Origin of the sequence: Streptomyces xanthophaeus, assembly GCF_000725805.1 — a bacterium.
GTDB classification, from domain to species: Bacteria; Actinomycetota; Actinomycetes; order Streptomycetales; family Streptomycetaceae; genus Streptomyces; species Streptomyces xanthophaeus.
The window spans coordinates 47,777-71,333 of sequence record NZ_JOFT01000037.1; the positions used below are offsets into that span (position 1 = coordinate 47,777).

Below are 23,557 nucleotides of genomic sequence, written 5' to 3' on the forward strand. Positions count from 1 at the left end.
CGCGATAGATGCGGGGACATTCGGATGACCGGATTCGCGCTCGGGGCGGACCAGGAGGAGTGGTGCGGGCACTTGCGCGCACTGTCGGCGGGGAGGCTGAGGCCGCTGGCCGAGAAGGGGGAGCCGGGCCGGGTCAACCGGCCGCTGCTCGCGGCACTGGGGGAGGAGGGGCTGCTGGAGCGGGTCTTCTCGTCGGGCGCACTGGAGCTGTGCCTGCTGCGGGAATCCCTCGCCTACGGATGCACGGAGGCCGAGACGGCGCTCGCCCTCCAGGGCCTGGGCGCCTACCCGGTGCTGCGCTCGGGCAGCGAGGCGCAGCGCGAGCGCTGGCTGCCCGGAGTGCGCGCGGGCCGCACGGTGGCCGCCTTCGCCCTGAGCGAGCCGGGGGCGGGCTCGGACGCGGCCGCGCTCGCCCTGGAGGCCGCCCCGGACCCCGCGGGCGGCTGGCGCCTCAGCGGGGAGAAGCGCTGGATCTCCAACGCCCCGGAAGCCGATTTCTACACCGTGTTCGCCCGTACGGGTGAAGGACCGGGCGCGAAGGGGGTGTCGGCCTTCCTGGTCCCGGCGGACCGCCCCGGACTCTCCGGCGAGGCCTTGGAGATGCTCTCCCCCCACCCCATCGGCGCACTGGCCTTCGACGGGGTCCCGGTGGGCCCCCGGGACCTGCTCGGGGAGCCCGGGCGCGGCTTCCGGGTCGCGATGGACACCCTGAACCTCTTCCGCCCCAGCGTCGGCGCCTTCGCGGTGGGCATGGCCCGGGCCGCGCTCGACGCGACCGTGACGTACACGGCGGGCCGGACGGCCTTCGGCGGGGTGCTGCGCGACCTGCAGGCCGTGGCGCACCGGGTGGCGGAGATGGCCACCCGCACCGAGGCCGCCCGGCTGCTGGTGTACGCGGCCGCCGGGGCCTACGACCGCGGGGCCGGCGACGTACCCCGCCGGGCGGCGATGGCGAAGCTGCTCGCCACGGAGACGGCCCAGTACGTGGTGGACCACGCGGTCCAGTTGCACGGGGCCGTCGCCCTCCAGCGGGGCCACCTGCTGGAGCACCTCTACCGGGAGGTGCGGGCCCCGCGGATCTACGAGGGGGCCAGCGAGGTCCAGCGCACGATCATCGCCAAGGAGCTCTACGCACAGGAGGCGGCGCAATGAGCCTGGAACGGATCAACCCGGCGGAGCTGTCGCCCCCGACGGGCTTCTCGCACGCGGTCGCCGCGACCGGCTCCCGGCTGGTGTTCCTCGCCGGCCAGACCTCGCTCGACAGTGCGGGCGAGGTCGTGGGGGAGAGCCTGCCGGAGCAGTTCGAGCAGGCGCTGCGGAACCTGCTGGCCGCCCTGGCCGCGTCCGGAGGCAATCCGGCGGACCTGGCACGGGTGACGGTGTACGCGGTGGACGTGGCGGCCTACCGGGAGTGCGCCGCCGAACTCGGCCTCATCTGGCGGCGGCTGGCGGGCCGCGACTATCCGGCGATGGCCGTGATCGGCGTGGCCCGTCTCTGGGACGTGCAGGCCCAGGTCGAACTGGACGGGGTCGCGGTCCTCCCCTGAGCCGGGGCCCCTGAGCCCCGGGGCGGGCGGCCCGGGCTTCGGCCCCGGTCCCGGGCTTCGGCCCCGGTCCCGGGCTTCGGCCCCGGTCCCGGGCTTCGGCCCCGGTCCCGGGCTTCGGCCCGGGCTCCGGCCCAGGCCCCGTCCCCCGGTGTCAGCGGGCGTCGAGGAGCTGCCCCATCCACTCCTCGATGCCCGCGACCGTCCGCGGCAGGGCGCCCGACATCAGCCGGGCCCCGTCCGCGGTGATCACCAGGTCGTCCTCGATGCGGACGCCGATGCCGCGCAGTTCCGCCGGGAGGGTCTCGTCGTCCGGCTGGAGGTAGAGGCCGGGCTCGACCGTGAGGACCTGGCCCTCCTCCAGGACGCCGTCCAGGTAGGTCTCGGCCCGTGCCTTCGCGCAGTCGTGGACGTCCAGGCCCAGCATGTGGCCGCTGCTGCACAGGGTGTACCGGCGGTGCAGGTCGCCCTCCGCGTCCTTCAGGACGCCCCACTCCGCGAGGCCTTCGGCGATGACCCGCATGCCGGCCCGGTGGAAGTCGCGGAAGCTCGCGCCCGGCCGCAGTGCGGCCATGCCCGCGTCCTGGGCGGCCAGCACCAGTTCGTAGACCTGCCGCTGGACGGGGGAGAAGCGGCCCGACAGCGGGAGGGTGCGGGTGATGTCGGCCGTGTACAGGGTGTCCGTCTCCACGCCCGCGTCCAGGAGCAGCAGTTCGTCTCCGCTGAGCCGGCCGTCGTTGCGGATCCAGTGCAGGACGCAGGCGTGGGCGCCGGACGCCGCGATGGTCTCGTAGCCGGTGCCGTTGCCCTCCGCCCGGGCGCGCAGGCCGAAGACCCCCTCGATCCACCGCTCGCCGCGCGGGTGGGCCAGGGCGCGGGGCAGGGCGCGTACGACGTCCTCGAAGCCGGCCGCCGTGTGGTCCACCGCGAGCTGGAGCTGTTCCACCTCCCAGGCGTCCTTGACCAGGCGCAGCTCCGAGAGGGCCACGGTGAGGTCCCGGTCGGTGCCGGCCACCCGGCCGGCCGGTGAGCCGAGTGCGTCCAGGTGTGCGCAGCGGATGCCGGTGAGGCGTTCGGCCTCGGCGAGGTCGGGCCTGCGGCCGACCCAGAACTCCCCGTAGCGGCGGTCCCGGTAGAACTCCTCGTTCCCGCCCGCGCGCGGGGAGCGCGGCCGCAGGTACAGCACCGCCTCGTGGCCGTGCGGGCCCGAGGGCTCCATGACCAGGACGTGGCCGACCTGGTCCTCCCCGGTCAGGCCGGTCAGCCAGGCGTACGCGCTGTGCGGGCGGAAGCGGTGGTCGCAGTCGTTGGAGCGGACCCTCAGCTCGCCGGCCGGGACGATCAGCCGCTCGCCCGGGAAGAGCGCCGAGAGCCGTGCCCGGCGGGCCGGGGCGACGGCGTGTGCGGGGACGCGGGTGGCACCGGGCAGCGCGGAAGCGGCCCAGTCGCCCGCCATGAAACGGGACAACTCCGGGGATACCGGGAGGTCGTGGCTGCCCGTGTTGAGGCGGGAGGGGGTGTCGGTCACAGGGGCTCCCTCAAGAAGATGCGAACTGGTGGGCGCACAGGTCTTGTCAGTGCAATTTCACATTACTATGTTACAGCTCACACCGCGGTGCGTTAATCCCCGTCAAACGCCGCGTGACGCAGGGCAGTTCGCGCACGACATCGCCACCTCGCACTTCGTGCACGCCGCACTTCATGCACCACGTCCCCCACCTCCCCTCCCATCCAGGAGTTCTTGGTGTTCCAGCACAGAGCTGTGCGTACGTCCCTCCTCTCCGCCGCCGTCGCGGTCACCCTCCTCGCCACCGCCCAGGGCGTGACCCAGGCCGCCGACGCGGGGACCGCCGCCACCGTGGCGGGCAAGCCGGTGCCCGGCACCTTCTCCTCCGGGGCGCCCGCCGCGAACCCCTTCGACGAGGTCGACCGCCTCGCGAACCCCGCTGACAACACCCCGGCGCCCGCCCCGGCCCCGGGCGCGGGCAAGGCCGCCGCCCCGGCGGCCTCCGGGCAGGTCCCGGGTGCGGCCGAGGCCGTCGCGAGCGCCGCCGACCGGCGCAGCGAGAAGTACGGCACCGCGCAGGCCGCGCCGACCGCGCGCAGCCTCGCGGCCGCCGTCCCCTGCACCCTCGACGGGATCACCGGTCTCGGGCCGGAGCAGTTCGCCGACTTCCTCGCCGACCCGGCCGTCACCGCCGACGGCTGTCTGCGCGACCTCATCTGGACCTGGGACGCCCGGCTGACCCCCGTCATGTCCGACGCGCACGTCCAGGCCGTCTCCCGGCGGATATCCGCCCTGGCCGCCGCCCACGACGGCCGCAACTCCTCCCACCTGGAGGAGATGTTCACCTACCTGCACGCGGTGGCCTACCACGACTACTCGCGCGGTGAGATCGACGTCACCGACGCCCCCACCGTGAACGCGATGCGCCAGGCCGTCGCCGACTTCGGGGGCGCGGCCCGCACCTTCGACGTCACCCCCAGCAACGCCCGCACCCTGCGCGAGGCCCTCTACGCCGCCAGCGCCCCGGGCCTGCGCCAGCACCAGCTCGGCCTCATCAAGAAGGTCCTGGCCACCATGGACCCGGCCCACCCGGCCACGAACCTCGACGCGGGCTGGGCGGGGGCCGCCCTCGCCGCGCTCTCCGTCAACTACCTCGGTGTCTACCCGGGCAACCAGGACGCCGCCTTCCACGCCGCGGTCGCGGCCGACCCCTCGTACCGCGCCGCGTTCAAGGCCTTCGCCTCCTACGGTCACCTCAAGGGCACGGGCAACGCCTGGGTGGCGCGCGACGCCCTCAGCGAGTACGGCCGCTTCGGCCAGGTCGCGGGCCTCAGGGACCAGACCGTCGCCGACCTCGGCGCCCTGCTGGAGCCCGTCCGGGTCACCTTCGGCGACGGCAGCCAGCCGTGGGCCAAGATCGTCACCTGGCTGAACTTCTACGAGGCCTGCAAGCCGTACGGCGTGTGCAAGGAGGACATCGAGAAGCGGATCTTCCCCCACACGTACACCTACGACAACGGGGCCATCAAGGTCCGCACGGGCCTCGACCGGGCCACCGTCGACCAGCTCTACTACGCCAGCAAGCAGGTCAAGGCCCAGTACCACCGGGTGCTCGGCACCGAGCAGCCGCTCGCCGGCGACCCCAATGCCACGCTGAACATCGTGCTGTACGGCTCCCGCGCCGACTACGAGAACTACCACCCGATCCTGACCGGCTACGACACCAACAACGGCGGCATCTACATCGAGAACGGCGCCACCTTCTACACCTACCAGCGCCGCGTCCCGCAGGACTCGTCCCTCACCCTCGAAGAGCTCTTCCGCCACGAGTACACGCACTACCTCAACGGCCGCTACGCCGTCCCCGGCTTCTTCGGCGAAGGCCCCTGGTACGAGGGCGACCGTACGACCGCCATGGACGAGGGCACGGCCGAGTTCTTCGACGGGGCCACCCGCGACAACGGCATCGCCGTGCGCAAGTCCCTGGTCAAGAGCATCATCAGCGACACCGCGGGCGGCGGCCCGCGCATGTCGGTGGAGCAGCTGCTGAACGCCACCTACGAGGGCGACGGCTTCCGCTTCTACAGCTACGCGGGCACCTTCTTCGAGTACCTGTGGGCCGAGCAGCCCTCCAAGCTGCGCGAGATGTACACCCACCTGCGCAACAACGACGTGGCGGCCTACGACGCCTGGCGCCACCGGATGGGCGCGGACACCTACCTCCAGCGCGGCTACGACCGCTTCCTGGACGCCCAGATCGCCAAGGTCGACCAGCTGTACGTGCCCAACACCACCTTCACCCCGGTCGACCAGCTGCGGGACTCGGCGCTCGCCTCGGTGAAGTCCTCCTTCGCCACGGCCACGTACAACACCCCGGACTGCGTCGAGAACGGCGAGCCCGGCAAGCGCCGGTTCACCTGTACCGGCAGGATCACCGCGAATCTGAAGAACTGGCGCAGCGACGACCAGAACTTCAAGGACATGTCCGAGACGGTCGACTACTTCATCCTCGACCGGGCCGGCGCGGCCTCCAACAACCTCGCCGACATGAACTGTTCCTTCGGTCCGCTGGAGATCTGGACCAACAAGGTGGCGGGCAGCTCCAGTTACAGCTGTGAGGGCCCGCTGCGCGGCTGATCCGGACCGGACCGGTCCCGTCGCCCCGCGGCGCGGGACCGGTCTGGGCAGGCACTAAAGAATGTGACATATTACTGCCGTGCTCAAGAGACACTCCCTGGACGCCGTGATCATCGGCGCCGGCGTCGTCGGGGCCGCGTGCGCCTACTACGCGGCCCGCGCCGGACTCTCCGTGGCCGTCGTCGACCGCGGCTCCGTCGCGGGCGGCACCACTGGCGCGGGCGAAGGCAACCTGCTCGTCTCCGACAAGGAGGCGGGGCCCGAACTCGACCTCGCCCTGCTGTCGGCCCGGCTCTGGCGCGACCTCGCGGCCGGCCTTCCCCCGGAGGCCGAGTACGAGGCCAAGGGCGGCCTCGTCGTCGCCCCGGACGAGACCACCGTCAAGGCCCTGCGCACCTTCGCCGAAGGCCAGCGCGCGGCGGGCGTGGAAGCGGTCGAGGTGGCCGCCGACGCCCTGCACGACCTCGAACCCCACCTCGCCCCCGGCCTGGCCGGGGGATTCCACTACCCGCAGGACGCCCAGGTCCAGCCCGCCCAGGCGGCGGCCCGGCTGCTGGCCGCGGCAGCCGCCTCGGGCGCGCAGGTCCACCTCGGCGAGGAGGTCACCGAGATCCTCCTCGACACCGCGGGCGCCGTACGGGGCGTGCGCACCCCGCGGCGCAGCCTGCTCGCCCCCGCGGTGGTGAACGCGGCGGGCACCTGGGGCGGACACGTCGCGCAACTGGCGGGCGTCGCCCTGCCGGTCCTGCCGCGCCGCGGGTTCGTCCTGGTCACCGAACCCCTGCCGAGGGTGGTCCGGCACAAGGTCTACGCCGCCGACTACATCGCCGACGTGGCCAGCGGATCGGCCGCGCTCCAGTCCTCGGCCGTGGTCGAGGGCACCCCCTCGGGCCCGGTCCTCATCGGGGCCACCCGGGAACGCGTCGGCTTCGACCGCACCCTGTCCACCGAGGCCCTGCGCCGCCTCGCCGCCCAGGCACAGGCCCTCTTCCCGGTCCTCGCCGGGGTCAGCGTCCTGCGGACCTACCACGGCTTCCGGCCCTACCTCCCCGACCACCTTCCGGCGATCGGCCCGGACCCGCGCCGCCCCGGACTGCTGCACGCCTGCGGCCACGAGGGCGCGGGCATCGGCCTGGCCCCGGCCACCGGCCTGCTGATCACGGCCGCCCTGACGGGAGCCGAACCCGTCCTGGACCTGCACCCGTTCCGTCCCGACCGCTTCGCGGAGGCGCCCCGATGAAGGCACGCAAACACGAGCGCACCCCCCGCTCGCTGGTCGGCGGCGCCCCGGTGGCCGCGTACGAGATCACCTTCGACGGCCGGGCGCTGCCCGCCGAGGCCGGCCAGAGCGTCGCCGCCGTGCTGTGGGCGGCCGGGATCCTCGCCTGGCGCACCACCCGCGAGGGCGGCGCCCCGCGCGGCGCGTTCTGCGGCATCGGCAGCTGCTACGACTGCCTCGTCACCGTCAACGGCCTCCCGAACCAGCGCGCCTGCCTGGTCCCGGCCCGCGAGGGCGACACCGTCACCACCCAGGAGGGAACCGGCCATGCCGAGCTCGCCGTCTGAGCCCGCCGACCTCGCGATCGTCGGCGCGGGACCGGCCGGCCTGGCCGCCGCGGTCACCGCCGCCGGCCTGGGGCTGCGGGTCACCGTCCTGGACGCGGGGGAGCGCCCCGGGGGCCAGTACTACCGCTGCCCCCCGCCCGGTCTCGGCGCGGCCCGCCCCGAGGCCCTGCACCACGACTGGCAGGCCTTCGCCGACCGCGAAAGCGCCCTGCGCGCCCACGAGTCGGCCGGGCGCATCAGCTGCCTCCAGGGCCACCACGTCTGGACGGTCGTCCCGGACGGCGGTGCGGGCTGGACCCTCCACGCCGTCGCCGGCCACGGAGGCGAGGAGCGCGCGGAGACCGTCCACGCCCGGGCGGTGCTGCTCGCCACCGGCTCCTACGAGCGGCAACTGCCCTTCCCCGGCTGGACCCTGCCCGGGGTCATCGGGGCGGGCGGCGCGCAGGCCATGGTCAAGGGCGGCCTCGTCCTGCCGGGCAAGCGGGTCGTCGTCGCCGGGAGCGGCCCGCTGCTCCTGGCCGTGGCCGCCACCCTCGGCGCCGCCGGAGCCACCGTGCCCGCCTTGGTGGAGGCCGCCTCGTACACGGCGTACGCGGGCCACGTGCCCGCCCTGCTGCGCAACCCCGGCAAGCTCACCGAGGCCGTCACCTTCGGCGGCGCCCTGCTGCGCCACCGCACCCGGCTGCTCACCCGGCAGGCCGTCGTCGAGGCCCACGGCACCGGCCGCGTCGAGGCCGTCACCGTGGCCCGGCTCGGCCGGGACTGGCGCCCGCTGCCCGGCACCGCCCGCCGCATCCCCTGCGACGCCCTCGCCGTGGGCCACGGGCTCGTGCCCCAGCTGGAACTCGCCACCGGCCTGGGCTGCGCCACCGTCCCCAGCCCCGACGGCACGCTCGCCCTCGCCCTGGACGCGGCGCAGCGCACCTCCGTCCCCGGCATCTGGTCCGCCGGGGAGACCGGCGGCATCGGCGGCGCCGGACTCGCCCTCGTCGAGGGGGAGATCGCCGCGCACGCCGTCGCCGGGCGGCCCGTCCCGGCTGCCCTGGCCCGCCGCAGGTCCCGGATGCGCGCCTTCGCCGGGGCGATGGCCGCGGCCCACCGCCCCGGCTCCGGCTGGACCGACTGGCTGCGCGAGGAGGACCTGGTGTGCCGGTGCGAGGAGGTCCCGGCCGGCCGGATCCGCGAGGCCGTGCGCGACCTCGGGGCGCGGGACGCCCGTACGGTCAAACTGCTCACCCGCTCCGGCATGGGCTGGTGCCAGGGCCGGATGTGCGGCCCGGCCGTCTGCGCCCTGGCCGGTGAGGCCCCCGGGGCCCCGGAGGCGACGGCGGACCGGCGGCCGCTGTCCTGTCCGGTGCCGCTGCGCCACCTCGCCGAACTTCCCCCCGCGGACGGCTGATCGAGGGCCCCGGGCCCTTGTGGCCGTCTCGCACCCACTAGTAAAATGTCACACACCACTCTAGGGAGCTCACTCATGACCCACGCGCACACCCCCGCGCCCGTCCGCACCCGCCCCTGGCACGGAATCATGGTCGCCACCGCGCTGCCCCTGCGCGAGGATCTCACCGTCGACTACGACGCGTACGCCGAACACGTGGCCTGGCTGATCGCCAACGGCTGCGACGGCGTCGTCCCCAACGGCTCTCTCGGCGAGTACCAGACCCTCACCGACGAGGAGCGGGCCCGCGTGGTCCGCACCGCCGTCGAGGCCGCCGGAGACGGCAGCCGCGTGATGCCCGGCGTCGCCGCCTACGGCAGCGCCGAAGCCCGCCGCTGGGCCGACCAGGCCGCCGAGGCGGGCGCCGGATCGGTCCTGCTCCTGCCGCCCAACGCCTTCCGTGCCGACGAGGACGCGGTACGCGCCCACTACGCCGAGGTCGCCGGGGCCGGACTGCCCGTCGTCGCCTACAACAACCCCATAGACACCAAGGTCGACCTCACCCCGGACCTGCTGGCCCGGCTGCACACCGACGGCTCGATCGTCGCCGTCAAGGAGTTCAGCGGCGACGTCCGCCGCGCCTACGAGATCGCCGAGCTCGCCCCGGGCCTGGACCTGCTCATCGGCGCCGACGACGTCCTGCTCGAACTCGCCCTCGCGGGCGCCGTCGGCTGGATCGCCGGATACCCCAACGCCCTGCCGCAGGCCTGCGCCACCCTCTACCGGGCCGCCGTGGCCGGGGACCTCGCCACCGCCCTGCCGCTCTACAAGTCCCTGCACCCGCTGCTGCGCTGGGACTCCAAGACCGAGTTCGTCCAGGCCATCAAGCTCTCCATGGACCTGGCCGGCCGCCCCGGCGGCGCCACCCGCCCGCCGCGCTTCCCGCTCACCGGGGAGACCGAGGCCGGCGTGCGCGCCGCCACCGAGAAGGCCCTCGCCGAGGGCCTCAACTAACCAGCCGCAGGGGGCTCACCATGCGTACGCGCCACGTCTACCACGCGGTGGACTCGCACACCGAGGGCATGCCGACCCGGGTGATTACCGGAGGGGTCGGCGTGATCCCCGGGGCCACCATGGCCGAGAAACGGCTCCACTTCATCGAGCACACGGACCACGTCCGGACCCTGCTCATGTACGAGCCGCGCGGCCACGCGGCGATGAGCGGCGCGATCCTGCAGCCCCCCACCCGCCCCGACGCCGACTTCGGCGTGCTGTACATCGAGGTGTCCGGCCTGCTGCCCATGTGCGGGCACGGCACCATCGGGGTGGCGACCGTGCTCGTCGAGACCGGCATGGTGCCCGTCGTGGAGCCGGTCACCACCGTCCGCCTCGACACCCCGGCCGGGCTGGTGAGCGTCGACGTCCGCGTCGAGGACGGGGCGGCCACGGCCGTCACCCTCACCAACGTCCCGTCCTTCTGCGTCGGCCTCGACCTCAAGGCCGAGGTCCCCGGCCACGGCACGGTCACCTACGACCTCGCCTACGGGGGCAACTTCTACGCCTTCGTCGAACTCGAGGCCCTGGGCCTGCCCTTCGACCGCGCCCGCAAGGACGACCTGCTCGCCGCCGGACTCGCCGTGATGGACGCCGTCAACGCCTCCGCCGACCGGCCCGTCCACCCCGAGGACCCCTCCATCGCCGGGGTCAAGCACGTCTACCTCGCCGCCCCCGGCTCCGACGCCCGCCGCTCACGGCACGCCATGGCCATCCACCCCGGCTGGTTCGACCGCTCGCCCTGCGGTACGGGGACCAGCGCGCGCATGGCCCAGCTGCACGCCCGGGGCCTGCTGCGGACCGGGGAGGACTTCGTCAACGAGTCCTTCATCGGCACCGAGTTCACCGGCCGACTGACCGGCGAGACCACCGTGGGCCCCTTCCCCGCCGTCGTGCCCACGGTGACCGGCCGGGCCTGGATCACCGGCACCGCGCAGTACTTCCTCGACCCGACCGACCCCTTCCCCGGAGGATTCCTCCTGTGACCGGCTCCCTCGTCCGCACCACCGACTACCACACCGCGGGGGAACCCTTCCGGATCGTCGACACCACCCTCGGAGCGGCCGCGGGGCTCCCGCCCGTCCCCGGGGACACCGTCGCCGAGCGCTGCGCCACCGCCATCGGCCCCGGCGGATCGGGGACGGCCCCGCGCCGGGGCGCACTGGACGACGTACGGCGCCTGCTGGTGCAGGAGCCGCGCGGGCACGCCGGGATGTACGGCGGGTTCGTCGTCCCGGCGGACGACGACGGGGCCCACTTCGGGGTGCTGTTCTGGCACAAGGACGGTTACTCCACCGCCTGCGGCCACGGCACCATGGCGCTCGGGGTCTGGGCCGTGGACACCGGCAGGGTCGCCGCCCCGCAGGAGGGCGACGTGCAGGTGCGCATGGACGTGCCGTCCGGGCGGGTCACCGCCACCGTGCACCGGGACGGCGGCCGCACCACCGGGGTCACCTTCCGCAACGTCCCGGCGCGGGTGAGCGCCCGCAAGGTGCCGGTGGCCACGACGCTGGGGATCGCCGAGGTGGACATCGCCCACGCGGGGGCCTGCTACGCCTCCGTCAGCGCCCGCGACCTGGGCCTGGAGGTCTCCGGGGCCGCGCTGCCCGCCCTGGTGCGGGCCGCCGGGGAGATCCGGGCGGCGCTGGCCACCCACCCGGCCACCTGGCACCCCGACGGACCGCTGCTGTCCGGGGTCTACGGGGTGATCCTCCACGAGGAGCTGCCCGACACCCCGTTCGGGCCGCACCAGCGCAACGTCACCGTCTTCGCCGACGGCCAGATCGACCGCTCGCCCTGCGGCTCCGGCACCTCCACGCGGCTCGCCCTGCTCGCGGAGGACGGGCGGCTCGGGTCCGGCGAGGACCTGCTGCACGAGTCGGTCACGGGCACGGTGTTCACCGGCCGGATCCTGCCGGGCGGCGTCACCGAGGTCAGCGGCACGGCCTACCGCACCGGCGAACACGCCTTCCTGGCCGACCCGTACGACCCCCTCGGCACCGGATTCCTGCTGTGAACCGGGAGGCGCTGACGGCCCGGGCCCCGGCCCCGGGCGGGCACGGCCTGCTGCAGCTCGGCGCCGCGGAGACCGCCGCTCTGGTCGGCCCGGCCGCGGCGGCCGACGCGCTGGCCGCCGCCCTGCTCGGCGGAGTGGACCCGGAGACCTGCCCGCAGCGCTCGGCCCTGCCCGTGCCCGGCGGCGGTGAACTGCTGCTCATGCCGGCCGCGTCAGGGACGTACGCCGGGGTGAAGATCGCCGGGGTCGCGCCCGGGAACCCGGCCCGCGGACTGCCCCGGATCACCGGCTCCTACCTGCTGCTCGACGGGCCCACCCTGAGCCCCCTGGCGCTGCTCGACGGAGCGGCCCTGACCGCCCTGCGCACCCCGGCGGTCTCCGCCCTGGCGCTACGTCATCTGGCGCCGGAGGGAAGGCCGTTGCGCCTGGTCCTCTTCGGCTCCGGCCCGCAGGCGTACGGGCACCTGGAAGCGGTCCTGTCCCTGCGGGAGCTGGCCGAGGCGGTGGTGGTCGCCCGGAACCCGGCGGGCGGGCAGGCACTGGCCGCACGCGCGCGGGCCCTCGGGGTGCCCGCCCGGACGGGCACCCCGGCGGACGTGGCCGGGGCGGACCTGGTCCTGTGCTGCACCACCGCGCGGGAGCCGCTCTTCGACGGGCGCCTGGCCGGGCCGGGCACCACCGTCGTCGCCGTCGGCTCGCACGAACCGACGGCCCGGGAGACCGACACCGCCCTCGTGCGACGGGCGGCGGTGTACGTCGAGTCGCGTGCGGCGGCGCTGCGCGAGGCGGGCGACCTGCTCGTGCCGGAGGCGGAGGGGGCGATCGGGCCCGGTCATATCACCGGCACCCTCGCTGACCTGGTCTCGGGCCGGATGCCGGCGGGAGGGGCGCAGGGTTGTCCACAGCTCTTCAAGAGTGTGGGCATGGCCTGGGAGGATCTTGCCGTGGCGGTCGCAGTGTTCGAGGCCGCAGGAGCGAATGGCGCAACGTGACATTGTACGCTGTTCCTCTGCTCGTCGGTGGGTGTGGGGTGTCGGAGGAGAAGCAATGGGTGACCTGAAGCAGCACAGTCTCATCAAGGCCCAGGAACGGCTTCGCGACCAGGTGGGGCACGCCCTCCGAGCAGCCCTGATAGCGGGTGAACTGCGCCCGGGGAGCGTCTACTCGGCGCCCGGCCTCGCGGCCGAGCTCGGGGTCTCGGCCACACCCGTGCGCGAGGCGATGCTCGACCTGGCCCGGGAGGGCCTGGTCGAGCCGGTCCGCAACAAGGGCTTCCGGATCACCGAGGTCAGCGAACGCGACCTGGACCAGTACACGGAACTGCGCACGATGATCGAGGTCCCGACCATCGGCCGGATCACCGAGACCGCCACGGCCGAACAACTGGAGGCCCTGCGGCCCATCGCGCAGGAGATCGTCACCAGCGCCCGAGAGCACAACCTCATCGGCTACCTGGAGGCCGACCGCCGCTTCCACCTCACGCTGCTCGGCCTCGCGGGCAACGACCGCCTGGTGGAGACGGTCGGCGACCTGCGCAAGCGCTCCCGCCTGTACGGGCTGACCGGCCTGGACGAGGCCGGGAAGCTGGTCTCCTCGGCCGAGGAGCACATCGAGCTGCTCGACCTGATGATCAGCGGGGACGCGGAGGCGGCGCAGGCCTGCATGACCCGCCACCTCGGCCACGTCCGTTCCCTGTGGGCCCAGGGCCGCGACGAACCGGTGGGCCGCCCCCAGACCGGCCTCGGTTCGGGCGTCTAGGCCGGCCCGCCACCGGTGACCCGCCCCGTGACCCTCGCCCCGCCGGGCACCGGCCGCACCGCCGCCCGCCCGGCCCGTGGCCGCCCCGCCCGTGTCCGTACGGCCCGTGTCCGTGCGGTAGCGGCCGGGGCCGCGGCGCTGACCGTCGTCACGGCCCTGGTGCTCAGGGCCGTCACGACCGGGGACGTCGCCAAGTACGGCGGCGACGCCCTGTACACGGTCCTCCTGCTCGCCCTCGTCGTCCTTGCGGCCCCGCGGGTGGCGCCCCTGAAGGCCGCCTCGTTCGCACTGGCCGCGAGCTGGGCCGTGGAGTTCCTCCAGCTCACCCCCGTCCCGGCGGAACTCTCCCGGCACAGCACGGTCGCCCGCCTCGTCCTCGGCTCCACCTTCAACCCGCCCGACCTGTTCTGGTACGCGGCGGGCGCGGCAGCAGGATGGCTCCTCCACACCGGCATGCGACGGCGCCGGGCCCGTCCGTGAGCCCGTTCGCGAGCCCGCCCGCCCGCGCGCACGTCCGAAGAGGCGGCCTACGACGCGTCCGAGGAGACGGCCCGGCCGCGCCGTAGGGCGTCCGCCCGGTCCAGGACGGCTCGCATCGCCCCCCGAGGGAGCAGCGTCGAGGACGCCGCGGACTCGGCGACCTGGCCTTCCGCGTCGCCGAGCAGCGCCAGCAGCGCCGCGGCGGGCAGCCGGGGGTGGCCGGAGGCCGCCACCGCGCGGCGCACGTGCGCGTTCGCGTCCGCGGCGAGCCGCTCCGCCAGTGCGGCGGGCAGATCCGGGTCCCGCAGGGCCAGGACGCGCAGGTGCGGGTCCGGGTCGGAGCCGAAGCGCCGCAGCGTCGCGGGCGGGAAGCGCACGAAGTCGGCCGGCCGGCCGCCGGACTTGCCCCGCTCGTGGCGTCGTTCGAGGTCCTCGGCCACGGCGGGGTCCGGGTCCACGGTCCCGGACAGGGCCAGGAGGCGCACGGTCGCGTCCTCGTCGGCGAGCATCCGCCCGCGCGCCCGGGCGGGCAGGGCCGCGCTGCGCGCCGCCGCGCGCCGCAGGCCCACGTAGGGGGAGGCCGCGTACGGCAACGGGTCGTCCGCCACCCACGGGTACGCGGCCTGCTCCAGCCCCAGGTACGCGATGGAGCAGAGTTCGTCCCCGTCGTCCCCTTCGTCGTCGGCGAGCGGCGCCTCCACCCTCCGGTACCCGGCCAGCAGCCCCTCGTGGATCCGGGCCCTCAGCTGCGCCGGGGTGTCCGCGCGTTCGAAGACGGCCGCACGGACCCCGGCGTCCGGGTCCCGTGCGAGCAGGTCCCTCAGATGGGCCGGGAGCTGCGGGTGCCGGGCGACCCGTTCGCGCGTGTCCTCGTCCGGGTCGCCCGCCAGCGCGGCGGCGGTTTCCCCGTCCAGGTCCAGGAAGGGCACCACGCGCCTGCGGGTGGCCGGGTCGGCGAGCAGCGCCCCGTACAGGTCGCGGGGCGGGCGGCGGGTGCAGGCCGCCGCCCGGACCCGCGCGGCCGGGTCGGTGAGCAGCGCGCGCAGTGCCTCCTCGGGCGGACCGGCCCACGCGGCGGCGGCCGCGGCCCGCACCCCGGCCTCGGGGTCGGCGGCCAGCCGGGCGAGGAGGTCCTGGTGCAGCAGCGGGTTGCCCGCGAGCGCGGCCCGGACCGCCGGGTCGGGGTCGCGCGCCAGCTCCGTGGTCACGGCTGCGGGCAGGTTCCGGCCCCGTGCCAGGTGCCGGGCCTGCCCGCCCGCCAGGAACGCCGCGCACAGCGCCGGTGACGGCGCGAACTCGGCCCGGGAGGTCAGGTTGTGGGCCTGCCCGTGCGCCAGGAGCCGGGCGGCCAAGTCCTCGGGCAGCCGGGGATTGACCGCCAGGCCGCAGAGCAGCCCGTGCAGCCGGCGCATGTCCGCATCCGCATCCGCATCCGCGCCCGTATCCGCATCCGCGCCCGTATCCGTGTCCATGACCGGTGAGCGTAGGGCCAGCCCCCAACCAACACCCCTGCCCAGGGGCGGGATTTGGCTACGGCTGGATAACGGCGGTGCCAACCCCTTGTCAGTGCAATTTCACATTACTATGTTACCGGTCACATCATAGAGCGCGGCCCTTCACTGGAGTGACCCATGACCAAGCGCACCCAACTCGCCCTCGCCACCGCCCTGGTGGCAGCTCTCGCAGTCGGCGCCTCGGGCTGCTCCGACGCCTCGAAGAAGGGCAAGGGCGGCGCCTCCGCCGAGAACCCGGCCGCCGCCAACGACGGCAAGGTCCTCGGCGGCACCCCGGTCAAGGGCGGCACCCTCACCGTCCTGTCCAACCAGGACTTCGCCCACCTCGACCCCGCCCGCAACTGGGTCATGCCGACCATGGACTTCGGGACCAGGCTGCTCTACCGCACCCTCGTCACCTTCAAGGCCGAGCCCGGCAAGGCGGGCAGCGAGCTGGTACCCGACCTCGCCACCGACCTCGGCACCCCCTCCAACGGCGGCCGCACCTGGACCTTCACCCTCAAGGAGGGCGTGAAGTACGAGGACGGCTCGCCGGTCAGGGCCCAGGACGTCAAGTACAACGTCGAGCGCTCCTTCGCCCCCGACCTCACCGGCGGACCGGACTACGCGGCCCAGTACCTGGCCGGCACCGAGGGCTACAAGGGCCCCCTCCAGGGTCAGCACCTCGACTCGGTGAAGACCCCCGACGACCGCACGATCGTCTTCGAACTCAAGCGGCCCGTGGCCGAGTTCTCCGCCACCGCCACCCTGCCCACCTTCGCCCCGGTGCCCCAGTCCCAGGAGAAGGGCACCCAGTACGACGCCCGCCCCTTCTCCTCCGGCCCCTACAAGATCGAGTCGTACGACCGCGACAAGAAGCTCGTCCTGGTCCGCAACGAGCACTGGGACGCCGCGACCGACCCCGTCCGCAAGGCCTACCCCGACAAGTTCGTGGTCGTCATGGGCCTCAAGGGCGGCCAGATCGACGACCGGATCATCGCCGGGGAGGGCGTCGACGCCTCCACCGTCCAGTACGCCGACATGCGCCCCGAGAGCGCCCCCAAGGTGCTGCCCAAGCCCGAGGTCAAGGCGCGCCTGCTCGCCGAATCCCAGGGCTGTACCGAGATGCTCTACCTCAACAACTCCCGGGCGCCCTTCGACGACCCGAAGGTCCGCGAGGCCATGCAGTACGCCGTCGACAAGGAAGCCGTGATCACCGCCGGCGGCGGCCCGGCCCTCAACGAGGTCGCCACCGCCTACCTCCCGCCGGCCCTGTCCGGCGGCAAGCAGGCCGACACCCTGAAAATCGCCCCGGCCGGCGACCCGGACAAGGCCAAGGAACTGCTCAAGGCCGCGGGCAAGGAGAAGCTCAAGGTCTCCCTCGCCGTGTCCACCGGGGACAAGGCCAAGGCCGAGGCCCTCCAGCAGGGCCTCGCCCGGGTGGGCATCGAGGTCGTCGTCGACACCGTCGACCCCGGCGCCTACTACGACGTCATCGGCGACCTCTCCACCACCCCCGACATGAGCCTCACCGGCTGGTGCCCCGACTACCCCTCCGGCTCCACCTGGATCCCCTTCGTCTTCGACGGCCGCACCATCAAGGAGAAGGGCAACCAGGGCAACTACAGCCAGTTCCGCGACGAGGCGACCACGAAGCGGATCGACGAGATCAACGCCATGGCCGACGCCAAGCAGGCCAACCAGGCCTGGATCGACCTCGACGCCGAACTCATGAAGAAGTCCCCGTCCGTCCCGATCCTCCTGGAACGCAAGCCGCTGCTCGTCGGCACCAACATTGCGGGCGCCTTCGGCCACCCCGTGTGGACCGGCACCATCGACTACGCCACCGTCGGGCTCAAGGACCCCTCGAAGGGCCAGGGCTGAGGCCGGACGAAACCACCGCCCACCCCGTCATGACCTCCACCGCAGCGGCCCCCGCGGCCGCCCCCGGGGAACCGGCGACGGTCCCGCCGGGCAGCAGCCCCTGGCAGCTCGCCCGGCGGGAACTGCGCCGCCGCCCCGCCGTCCGCTTCAGCCTCTGCCTCGTCCTCCTGTTCGTCCTGATGGCCGTCACGGCACCCTGGCTCGGCGCCCTCGGCGGCTGGTCACCCGAGGAGTTCGACAAGACCGCCATCGACCCCTACCTCGGCGGCCAGCCCCTGGGCCCCCTCGGCGGGATCAGCACCGAGCACTGGCTCGGCGTCGAACCCGTCACCGGCCGCGACCTGTTCGCCCGGGTCGTCCATGGGGCGCAGGTCTCCCTCCTCATCGCCTTCGCCGCCACCGCGATCGTGGTGGCCGTCGGAACGGCCGCCGGGATCGCCGCCGGCTACTTCGGCGGCCGCACCGACGCGGTCCTGTCCCGGCTCATGGACCTGACCATGTCCTTCCCCTCCCTCATCTTCATGATCGCCATGCTGTCGGTGGCCAAGGACGTCAACCGCATCGTCTTGATGACCGCGGTCATCGGGGTCTTCGGCTGGCCCGGCGTCGCCCGCGTGGTCCGGGGCCAGACCCTCTCCCTCAAGCACCGCGAGTACGTGGACGCCGCCCGGGTGAGCGGCTCCGGCTCCTGGCGGATCCTCACCCGTGACGTCCTGCCCGGCGTCTCGGGCCCCGTCATCGCCTACACCACCCTGCTCATCCCCGGCATGATCAGCACCGAGGCCGCGCTCAGCTACCTCGGCGTCGGGGTCCGCCCGCCCACCCCGTCCTGGGGCCAGATGATCGCCGAGTCCGTGGCCTTCTACGAGACCGACCCCATGTACTTCGTCATCCCGAGCGTCTTCCTCTTCCTCGCGGTGCTCGCCTTCACCCTCCTCGGCGACGCCCTGCGCGACATCCTCGACCCGAGGGGCGGCCGCAGTTGATCCTCTACCTCGCCCGCCGCCTGCTCGCCCTCGCCGGAGTGCTCCTGGCGATCGCCGCCGTCACCTTCCTCATCTTCTACGTGCTGCCCTCCGACCCGGCGGCCGCCGCCTGCGGCAAGACCTGCAGCCCCGAACGGCTGGCCGACGTACGCGCGTACCTGGGGCTCGACCAGCCCCTGTGGCGCCAGTTCGCCGACTTCCTCACCGGGATCTTCACCGGCCGCACCCTCGGCACCGGCCAGTACGCCGTCCAGTGCGACTTCCCCTGCCTGGGCTATTCCTACGAGAACTCCCTGCCCGTCTGGGACCTGCTCATGGACCGGCTCCCCGTCTCCGCCTCCCTCGCCGTCGGGGCCGCCGCACTGTGGCTGCTCCTGGGCCTGGGCGCCGGCGTCACCGCCGCCCTGCGCAAGGACACCGCCACCGACAAGGCCCTGATGGTCGGCGCCGTCGCCGCCGCCTCCCTGCCCGTCTACTTCACCTCGGTCCTGCTCATCTACGGGGTCATCCGCACCGCCGGACTGCTGCCCTACCCGACCTACCAGGCCTTCACCGAGGACCCCCTCGCCTGGGCCTCGAACCTGCTCCTGCCCTGGACCGCGCTCGCGCTGCTGTACGCCGCCATGTACGCCCGTCAGAGCCGCGGTTCGATGATCGAGGCCATGGCCGAGCCGTACATCCGTACCGCGCGGGCCAAGGGCATGCCCGAGCGCACCGTCGTCGTCAAACACGGCCTGCGCTCCGGGATGACCCCGATCCTCACCATCTTCGGCATGGACCTCGGCGGACTCCTCGCCGGAGCCGTCATCACCGAGTCCATCTTCGGGCTCCCCGGTGTCGGGCGGCTGTTCTACGGCGCCCTCGTCAGCTCCGACCAGCCCGTGGTCCTCGGGGTCACCCTGCTCGCCGCCTTCTTCATCGTCGTCGCCAACCTCGTCGTCGACCTCCTGTACGCCGTCATCGACCCGAGGGTGAGGTACTGATGGCCGCCCCCCTGCTCGAAGTACGCGATCTGCGCGTCACGTTCGACACCCCCCGCGGCGCCGTACGGGCCGTCGACTCCCTCGGTTTCACCGTGGAAGCCGGCCGCACCCTCGGCATCGTCGGCGAGTCCGGATCGGGCAAGTCGGTGACCTCGCTGGCCGTCATGGGCCTGCACCGCGGCCCCGTCGCGGTCACCGGATCCGTCGCCCTCGCCGGGCGGGAGCTGACCGGGCTCTCCGAACGCGAACTGTCCAAGGTGCGGGGCCGCCGGATGGCCATGATCTTCCAGGACCCGCTGTCCAGCCTGCACCCCTACTACACGGTCGGCGAGCAGATCGCCGAGCACTTCCGCGTGCACTTCAAGTCCGGCCGGGCCGCCGCCCGCAAGCGCGCCGTCGACATGCTCGGCGAGGTCGGCATCCCGGAACCGGCCCGCCGCGCAGGGGAGTACCCGCACCAGTTCTCCGGCGGGATGCGCCAGCGCGCGATGATCGCCATGGCCCTGGCCTGCGAGCCCGATCTGCTGATCGCCGACGAACCGACCACCGCCCTCGACGTCACCGTGCAGGCGCAGATCCTGGAGCTGATCGCCCGGCTCCAGGAGGAACGCGGCCTCGGCGTGGTGATGATCACCCATGACCTGGGTGTCGTCGCCCGCGTCGCCCACGAGGTCCTGGTCATGTACGGCGGCCGCGCCGCCGAACAGGCCGGGGTCGACGCCCTGTTCGCCGAACCCGCCCACCCCTACACCCGCGGCCTGCTCGACTCGCTGCCGCGCCTGGACACCGCCGACGACGAACCGCTGCCCTCCATCCCCGGCTCCCCGCCGTCCCTGCTCGGTCCCGCCCCGGGCTGCGCGTTCGCCCCGCGCTGCCCGCGGGCGGCCGCGCCCTGCGGCGAGGTGCGCCCGGAGCTGCGGGCGTACGGGGACGAGGAGGCCCAGGGCCCCGGGGGCGGGCCGGGCCGCACCGTGGCCTGCCACTTCGCCGGAGCCCGTACCGCAGAGGAGGCGGCCCGATGACCGCAGCCGACCCGCTCCTGTCCGTACGGGACCTCACCATGACCTTCCCCGGGAAGCGGACGATGACCGGGCGCCGGGGGGCGCCCGTGCGCGCCGTCGACGGGGTCTCCTTCGATCTGGCGGCCGGCCAGACCCTCGGCCTGGTCGGGGAGTCCGGCTGTGGGAAGTCCACCACCGGCCGGATGCTCGTACGCCTCCTGCAGCCCACCTCGGGCCGCGTCACCTTCGACGGCAAGGACATCAGCAGGCTGTCCCAGAGCGCCCTGCGCCCGCTGCGCAAGAACATCCAGATGGTCTTCCAGGACCCGCACTCCTCACTCAACCCCCGCCAGACGGTGGCCCGGATCATCTCCGACCCGCTGCTGGTGCAGGGCTGGAGCGCGGGCGACGCCCGCCGCCGGGCGGCCGAGCTGATGGAGCTCACCGGGCTGATCCCCGAGCACATCGACCGCTACCCGCACGAGTTCTCCGGCGGCCAGGCGCAGCGCATCGGCATCGCCCGGTCGCTGGCCACCAGCCCCCGGCTGATCGTCGCCGACGAACCGGTCTCCGCCCTCGACGTGTCCGTGCAGGCCCAGATCGTCAACCTGATGGAGCGGCTGCGCGCGGAGCTGGGCCTCGCGTACGTGTTCATCGCGCACGACCTGTCGGTGGTCAAGCGGGTCAGCGACCGGGTAGCCGTCATGTACCTCGGCCGGATCGTGGAGATCGGCGCCAAGCGGTCCCTGTACGAGAACCCGCAGCACCCCTACACCCGGGCGCTGCTGTCCGCCGTACCGCTGCCCGACCCGGCGGCGGAGCGGCGCCGGGAGCGGATCGTGCTGCTCGGTGACCCGCCGAGCCCGGCCGCCCCGCCGCCGGGCTGTTCCTTCCACCCGCGCTGCCCGAAGGCGCAGGAGCTGTGCCGCACCGAACGGCCGCTGCTGCGGATCGCCGCCTCCCGCGAGGTGGCCTGTCACTTCCCTGGGGACTGACGGGGATCCACGGGAAGAGGAAGGGCCCCGGAGCCGATGACGTCTCCGGGGCCCTTCCGCACGGCCTTCGCCGGGACCGCTCAGGCCAGCGCGCGGCGGAAGAAGTCCAGCTCCAGGGCCATCAGCTTCTCCCGGGTGCCGCCCGGGGTCATGTGGGTCACGCCGGGCAGCGCCAGCAGCTGGTGGGGGCGGCCCGCGTCCGTCAGGGCCTGGGACAGCCGCAGGGTGTGCGAGGGGTGGACGTTGTCGTCGGCCAGCCCGGTGACGAGCAGCAGCGGCCGGGTCAGCTTCGGTGCGTCGGGGATCAGACTGTCCCGCTCGTAGGCGTCGTGGGACGCGGGCTGTTCCTGCGGCAGGCCCAGGTAGCGCTCCGTGTAGGCGGTGTCGTAGTGCCGGAAGTCGGTGGGCGCGGCCCCGGCCGCCGCCGCGTGGTAGACGTCGGGGCGGCGCAGCACGGCCATCGCCGACAGGTAGCCGCCGTAGGACCAGCCGCGTACGCCGACCCGGCCGAGGTCGAGGTCGGCGTGGCGCTCGCCGAGCGCCCGCAGTGCGGCGACCTGGTCCTCCAGGGTGACCTCGGAGAAGCCGCGGTACATGGCGTGGGTGAAGGCGGGGGAGACGTACGGGGTGCCGCGGTTGTCGACGGTGACCACCGCGAAGCCCTGGTCGGCCCACCACTGCTTGGCCTGCCAGCGGCGCGGTTCGGCGCTGATGTCCTGGTAGCCGGGGCCGCCGTACGCGTCGACGAGGACGGGGAGCCTGCGGCCGGGGACGTGGCCGCGGGGCAGGACGAGGGCGGTGGGCACGCCGTGCTCGGTGACCCGTTCCAGGACGGGCACGACCCGGTGGGGCAGCGGCTGGGACAGGTCGCCGGGGGTGAACTCGCGCCCGTCGGCGGTGCGTACGGTGCGGCGTACCCCGTCGGCGTCGGCCGAGGTCAGCAGCAGCGACCCGGCGGCGGCGAGGACGGTGTGCACCCCGGGTCCGTCGGCGAGGGCGGTCAGCTTGCCGGTGGCGGGGTCGAGGAGCAGCACCTGCTGTTCGGACGGGTCGCGCTGTCCGGCCTCGATGAGCAGCCCGCCCTCGTGGAACCCGGCCACGCGGCGGACCTGGAGGCCCTCGTCGGTGAGCAGCTCGCCGTCCACGGCGAGGGCGCGGGCGGCGCCGCCCGGGGTGTCGGCGGCGGTCAGCATCCGCCCGTCGGGCAGGCGCGCCGGGGTGCCGGGGACCATGGGGTCCACCCACTGGGGGTGCGTGGTCCGGGAGAGTTCCCGGGTGCGGCCGGTGGCCGGGTCGGCGGAGAGCAGCAGCACGGTCTGCTGGAGCCGGTCCTGCACGGTCAGCAGGATCTCGTCGTCCGCGGTGTCACCGCCGGGCCACTCGGCGTCGGAGACGTAGGGGTAGGTCCCGGCGTCCCAGTCGAGCCGTACGGGGGTCTCGTGCGGGGCGAGCACCCACAGCTGGACCTCGGCGTTGGGCCCGCCGGCCTCGGGGTACGCGAAGTCCTCGGCGGGGAGCTCGGGGTGGGCGGGGTCGGCGAACCAGCGGCGCTGGAGCGCGGTTTCGTCGACCCGGGCGGCCAGCAGGCGCAGCCCGTCCGGGGACCACCAGTGGCCGCGGCCGCGGCCGAGCTCCTCGGCGGCCGCGAACTCGGCGAGCCCCCAGCGGGCCCCGTCGGCGGGGCTGAGCCGGCCGCCGGGTGCGAGGTGGAGGGCGTCGTCGCTGACGTAGGCGGTGCGGGAGCCGTCGGCGTCCGGCCGGGGGTCCACGGCGGGTCCTGCCGTCGGGATCTCCTCGGGCGCTGCGGCGCCCGGGCCGGGGCCTTCGCAGCGGACGCGGTAGAGGCGTCCGTAGAGGGCGAAGACGGCGCTGCGGCCGTCGCCGGAGAGCGCGTACGAGCCGATCCCGTCGGCGACGAGCCGGATCCGCTCGCGCAGCCGGCGTTCGGCGACGGGGAGGAGGCCGGTCAGGGCGCCGGTCCGGGCGCCGGCCAGGTCGCCGGTCAGGTCGCCGGCTTCGGGACACAGGGCGCGCGGGTCGGCAAGCCGGGTCTCGGTGCCGGTGGCGGTGTCGAGCACCCAGAGGCTGTCGAGCGGGTCGGTGGGACCGTCAGAGCGGAGGAACCAGAGCAGCCGGCCGTCGTCCCCGAAGGTGAACGCGCGCGGGGCGCCGTGGGTGAACCGGGCCGTGCTCGCGGAGAGCCTGAGGAAGTCATCCATGGTCGAAGTGTGACATGTGAAATGTCACTGACACTAGGCTGTTCGAGTGGTGACCC

General features: G+C 74.0%; 20 protein-coding genes. 17 read left to right on the forward strand and 3 right to left on the reverse strand.

Going from position 1 to position 23,557, the window contains the following annotated elements:
- Positions 1–24: 24 nt before the first annotated feature.
- Positions 25–1,152, forward strand: a complete 1,128-nt coding sequence (locus tag IO30_RS0123110; protein ID WP_031145698.1) for an acyl-CoA dehydrogenase family protein — start codon at positions 25–27, stop codon at positions 1,150–1,152.
- Entirely contained in the window at positions 1,149–1,547 is a 399-nt protein-coding gene (locus tag IO30_RS0123115; RefSeq protein WP_031145700.1) for a RidA family protein, read from the forward strand. The genes IO30_RS0123110 and IO30_RS0123115 overlap by 4 nt, the downstream gene beginning before the upstream one ends.
- A gap of 151 nt (positions 1,548–1,698) precedes the next feature.
- On the opposite strand, the gene IO30_RS0123120 is transcribed toward IO30_RS0123115, so the two are convergent.
- Positions 1,699–3,072, reverse strand: coding sequence for an aminopeptidase P family protein (locus IO30_RS0123120; protein ID WP_031145702.1), 1,374 nt, complete (start codon positions 3,070–3,072; stop codon positions 1,699–1,701).
- Positions 3,073–3,288: 216 nt separating this feature from the next.
- On the opposite strand from IO30_RS0123120, the gene IO30_RS0123125 reads away from it, so the two are divergent.
- From IO30_RS0123125 to IO30_RS0123170, 10 genes are all read left to right on the forward strand, one after another.
- Positions 3,289–5,688, forward strand: a complete 2,400-nt coding sequence (locus tag IO30_RS0123125) for a collagenase (protein WP_031145704.1) — start codon at positions 3,289–3,291, stop codon at positions 5,686–5,688.
- A gap of 79 nt (positions 5,689–5,767) precedes the next feature.
- Entirely contained in the window at positions 5,768–6,928 is a 1,161-nt protein-coding gene (locus IO30_RS0123130; protein WP_031145706.1) for an NAD(P)/FAD-dependent oxidoreductase, read from the forward strand.
- Complete coding sequence (locus tag IO30_RS0123135; protein ID WP_031145708.1) at positions 6,925–7,254, forward strand: (2Fe-2S)-binding protein; 330 nt, start codon at positions 6,925–6,927, stop codon at positions 7,252–7,254. The genes IO30_RS0123130 and IO30_RS0123135 overlap by 4 nt, the downstream gene beginning before the upstream one ends.
- Complete coding sequence (locus IO30_RS0123140; protein WP_031145709.1) at positions 7,235–8,653, forward strand: FAD/NAD(P)-dependent oxidoreductase; 1,419 nt, start codon at positions 7,235–7,237, stop codon at positions 8,651–8,653. The genes IO30_RS0123135 and IO30_RS0123140 overlap by 20 nt, the downstream gene beginning before the upstream one ends.
- 75 nt (positions 8,654–8,728) lie before the next feature.
- A complete protein-coding gene (locus tag IO30_RS0123145) occupies positions 8,729–9,646 on the forward strand; it encodes a dihydrodipicolinate synthase family protein (protein WP_031145711.1) in 918 nt (305 codons plus the stop codon).
- A 20-nt stretch (positions 9,647–9,666) separates the two neighbouring features.
- Positions 9,667–10,671, forward strand: a complete 1,005-nt coding sequence (locus IO30_RS0123150) for a proline racemase family protein (protein ID WP_031145713.1) — start codon at positions 9,667–9,669, stop codon at positions 10,669–10,671.
- Positions 10,659–11,702: a proline racemase family protein gene (locus tag IO30_RS0123155; protein WP_245234201.1), complete on the forward strand. Its 1,044-nt coding sequence runs from the start codon at positions 10,659–10,661 to the stop codon at positions 11,700–11,702. Before IO30_RS0123150 ends, IO30_RS0123155 begins: the two co-directional genes overlap by 13 nt.
- Positions 11,699–12,694 carry an ornithine cyclodeaminase family protein gene (locus IO30_RS0123160; RefSeq protein WP_237403398.1) on the forward strand — a complete coding sequence of 332 codons (996 nt, stop codon included), beginning with the start codon at positions 11,699–11,701 and terminating at the stop codon, positions 12,692–12,694. Before IO30_RS0123155 ends, IO30_RS0123160 begins: the two co-directional genes overlap by 4 nt.
- Before the next feature lie 55 nt (positions 12,695–12,749).
- Positions 12,750–13,460, forward strand: coding sequence for a GntR family transcriptional regulator (locus IO30_RS0123165; protein ID WP_031145718.1), 711 nt, complete (start codon positions 12,750–12,752; stop codon positions 13,458–13,460).
- A gap of 27 nt (positions 13,461–13,487) precedes the next feature.
- Positions 13,488–13,940 (forward strand): ribosomal maturation YjgA family protein, encoded by a 453-nt coding sequence (locus IO30_RS0123170; protein WP_078904191.1) that lies wholly within the window; start codon positions 13,488–13,490, stop codon positions 13,938–13,940.
- A 47-nt stretch (positions 13,941–13,987) separates the two neighbouring features.
- Here IO30_RS0123170 and IO30_RS0123175 read toward each other — a convergent pair whose 3' ends face one another.
- Positions 13,988–15,412 carry a hypothetical protein gene (locus IO30_RS0123175; RefSeq protein WP_157853362.1) on the reverse strand — a complete coding sequence of 475 codons (1,425 nt, stop codon included), beginning with the start codon at positions 15,410–15,412 and terminating at the stop codon, positions 13,988–13,990.
- A 159-nt stretch (positions 15,413–15,571) separates the two neighbouring features.
- Between IO30_RS0123175 and IO30_RS0123180 the strand changes: the two genes are divergently transcribed.
- Genes IO30_RS0123180 through IO30_RS0123200 form a run of 5 tightly spaced genes read left to right on the forward strand, consistent with a single transcriptional unit; the run spans position 15,572 to position 21,282 of the window.
- A complete protein-coding gene (locus tag IO30_RS0123180; RefSeq protein WP_031145724.1) occupies positions 15,572–17,317 on the forward strand; it encodes an ABC transporter substrate-binding protein in 1,746 nt (581 codons plus the stop codon).
- A gap of 29 nt (positions 17,318–17,346) precedes the next feature.
- The gene (locus tag IO30_RS0123185; RefSeq protein ID WP_031145726.1) at positions 17,347–18,303 is read left to right on the forward strand and encodes an ABC transporter permease; all 957 of its coding nucleotides are present in this window, start codon (positions 17,347–17,349) and stop codon (positions 18,301–18,303) included.
- Positions 18,300–19,286 carry an ABC transporter permease gene (locus tag IO30_RS0123190; protein ID WP_031145727.1) on the forward strand — a complete coding sequence of 329 codons (987 nt, stop codon included), beginning with the start codon at positions 18,300–18,302 and terminating at the stop codon, positions 19,284–19,286. The genes IO30_RS0123185 and IO30_RS0123190 overlap by 4 nt, the downstream gene beginning before the upstream one ends.
- Positions 19,286–20,308: an ABC transporter ATP-binding protein gene (locus IO30_RS0123195; protein WP_037894900.1), complete on the forward strand. Its 1,023-nt coding sequence runs from the start codon at positions 19,286–19,288 to the stop codon at positions 20,306–20,308. Before IO30_RS0123190 ends, IO30_RS0123195 begins: the two co-directional genes overlap by 1 nt.
- Positions 20,305–21,282, forward strand: a complete 978-nt coding sequence (locus IO30_RS0123200; RefSeq protein ID WP_037894902.1) for an ABC transporter ATP-binding protein — start codon at positions 20,305–20,307, stop codon at positions 21,280–21,282. Before IO30_RS0123195 ends, IO30_RS0123200 begins: the two co-directional genes overlap by 4 nt.
- Positions 21,283–21,362: 80 nt before the next feature.
- Here the strand turns inward: IO30_RS0123200 and IO30_RS0123205 are convergent, their stop codons facing one another.
- Positions 21,363–23,501, reverse strand: coding sequence for a S9 family peptidase (locus tag IO30_RS0123205; RefSeq protein WP_031145732.1), 2,139 nt, complete (start codon positions 23,499–23,501; stop codon positions 21,363–21,365).
- Positions 23,502–23,557: the final 56 nt, after the last annotated feature.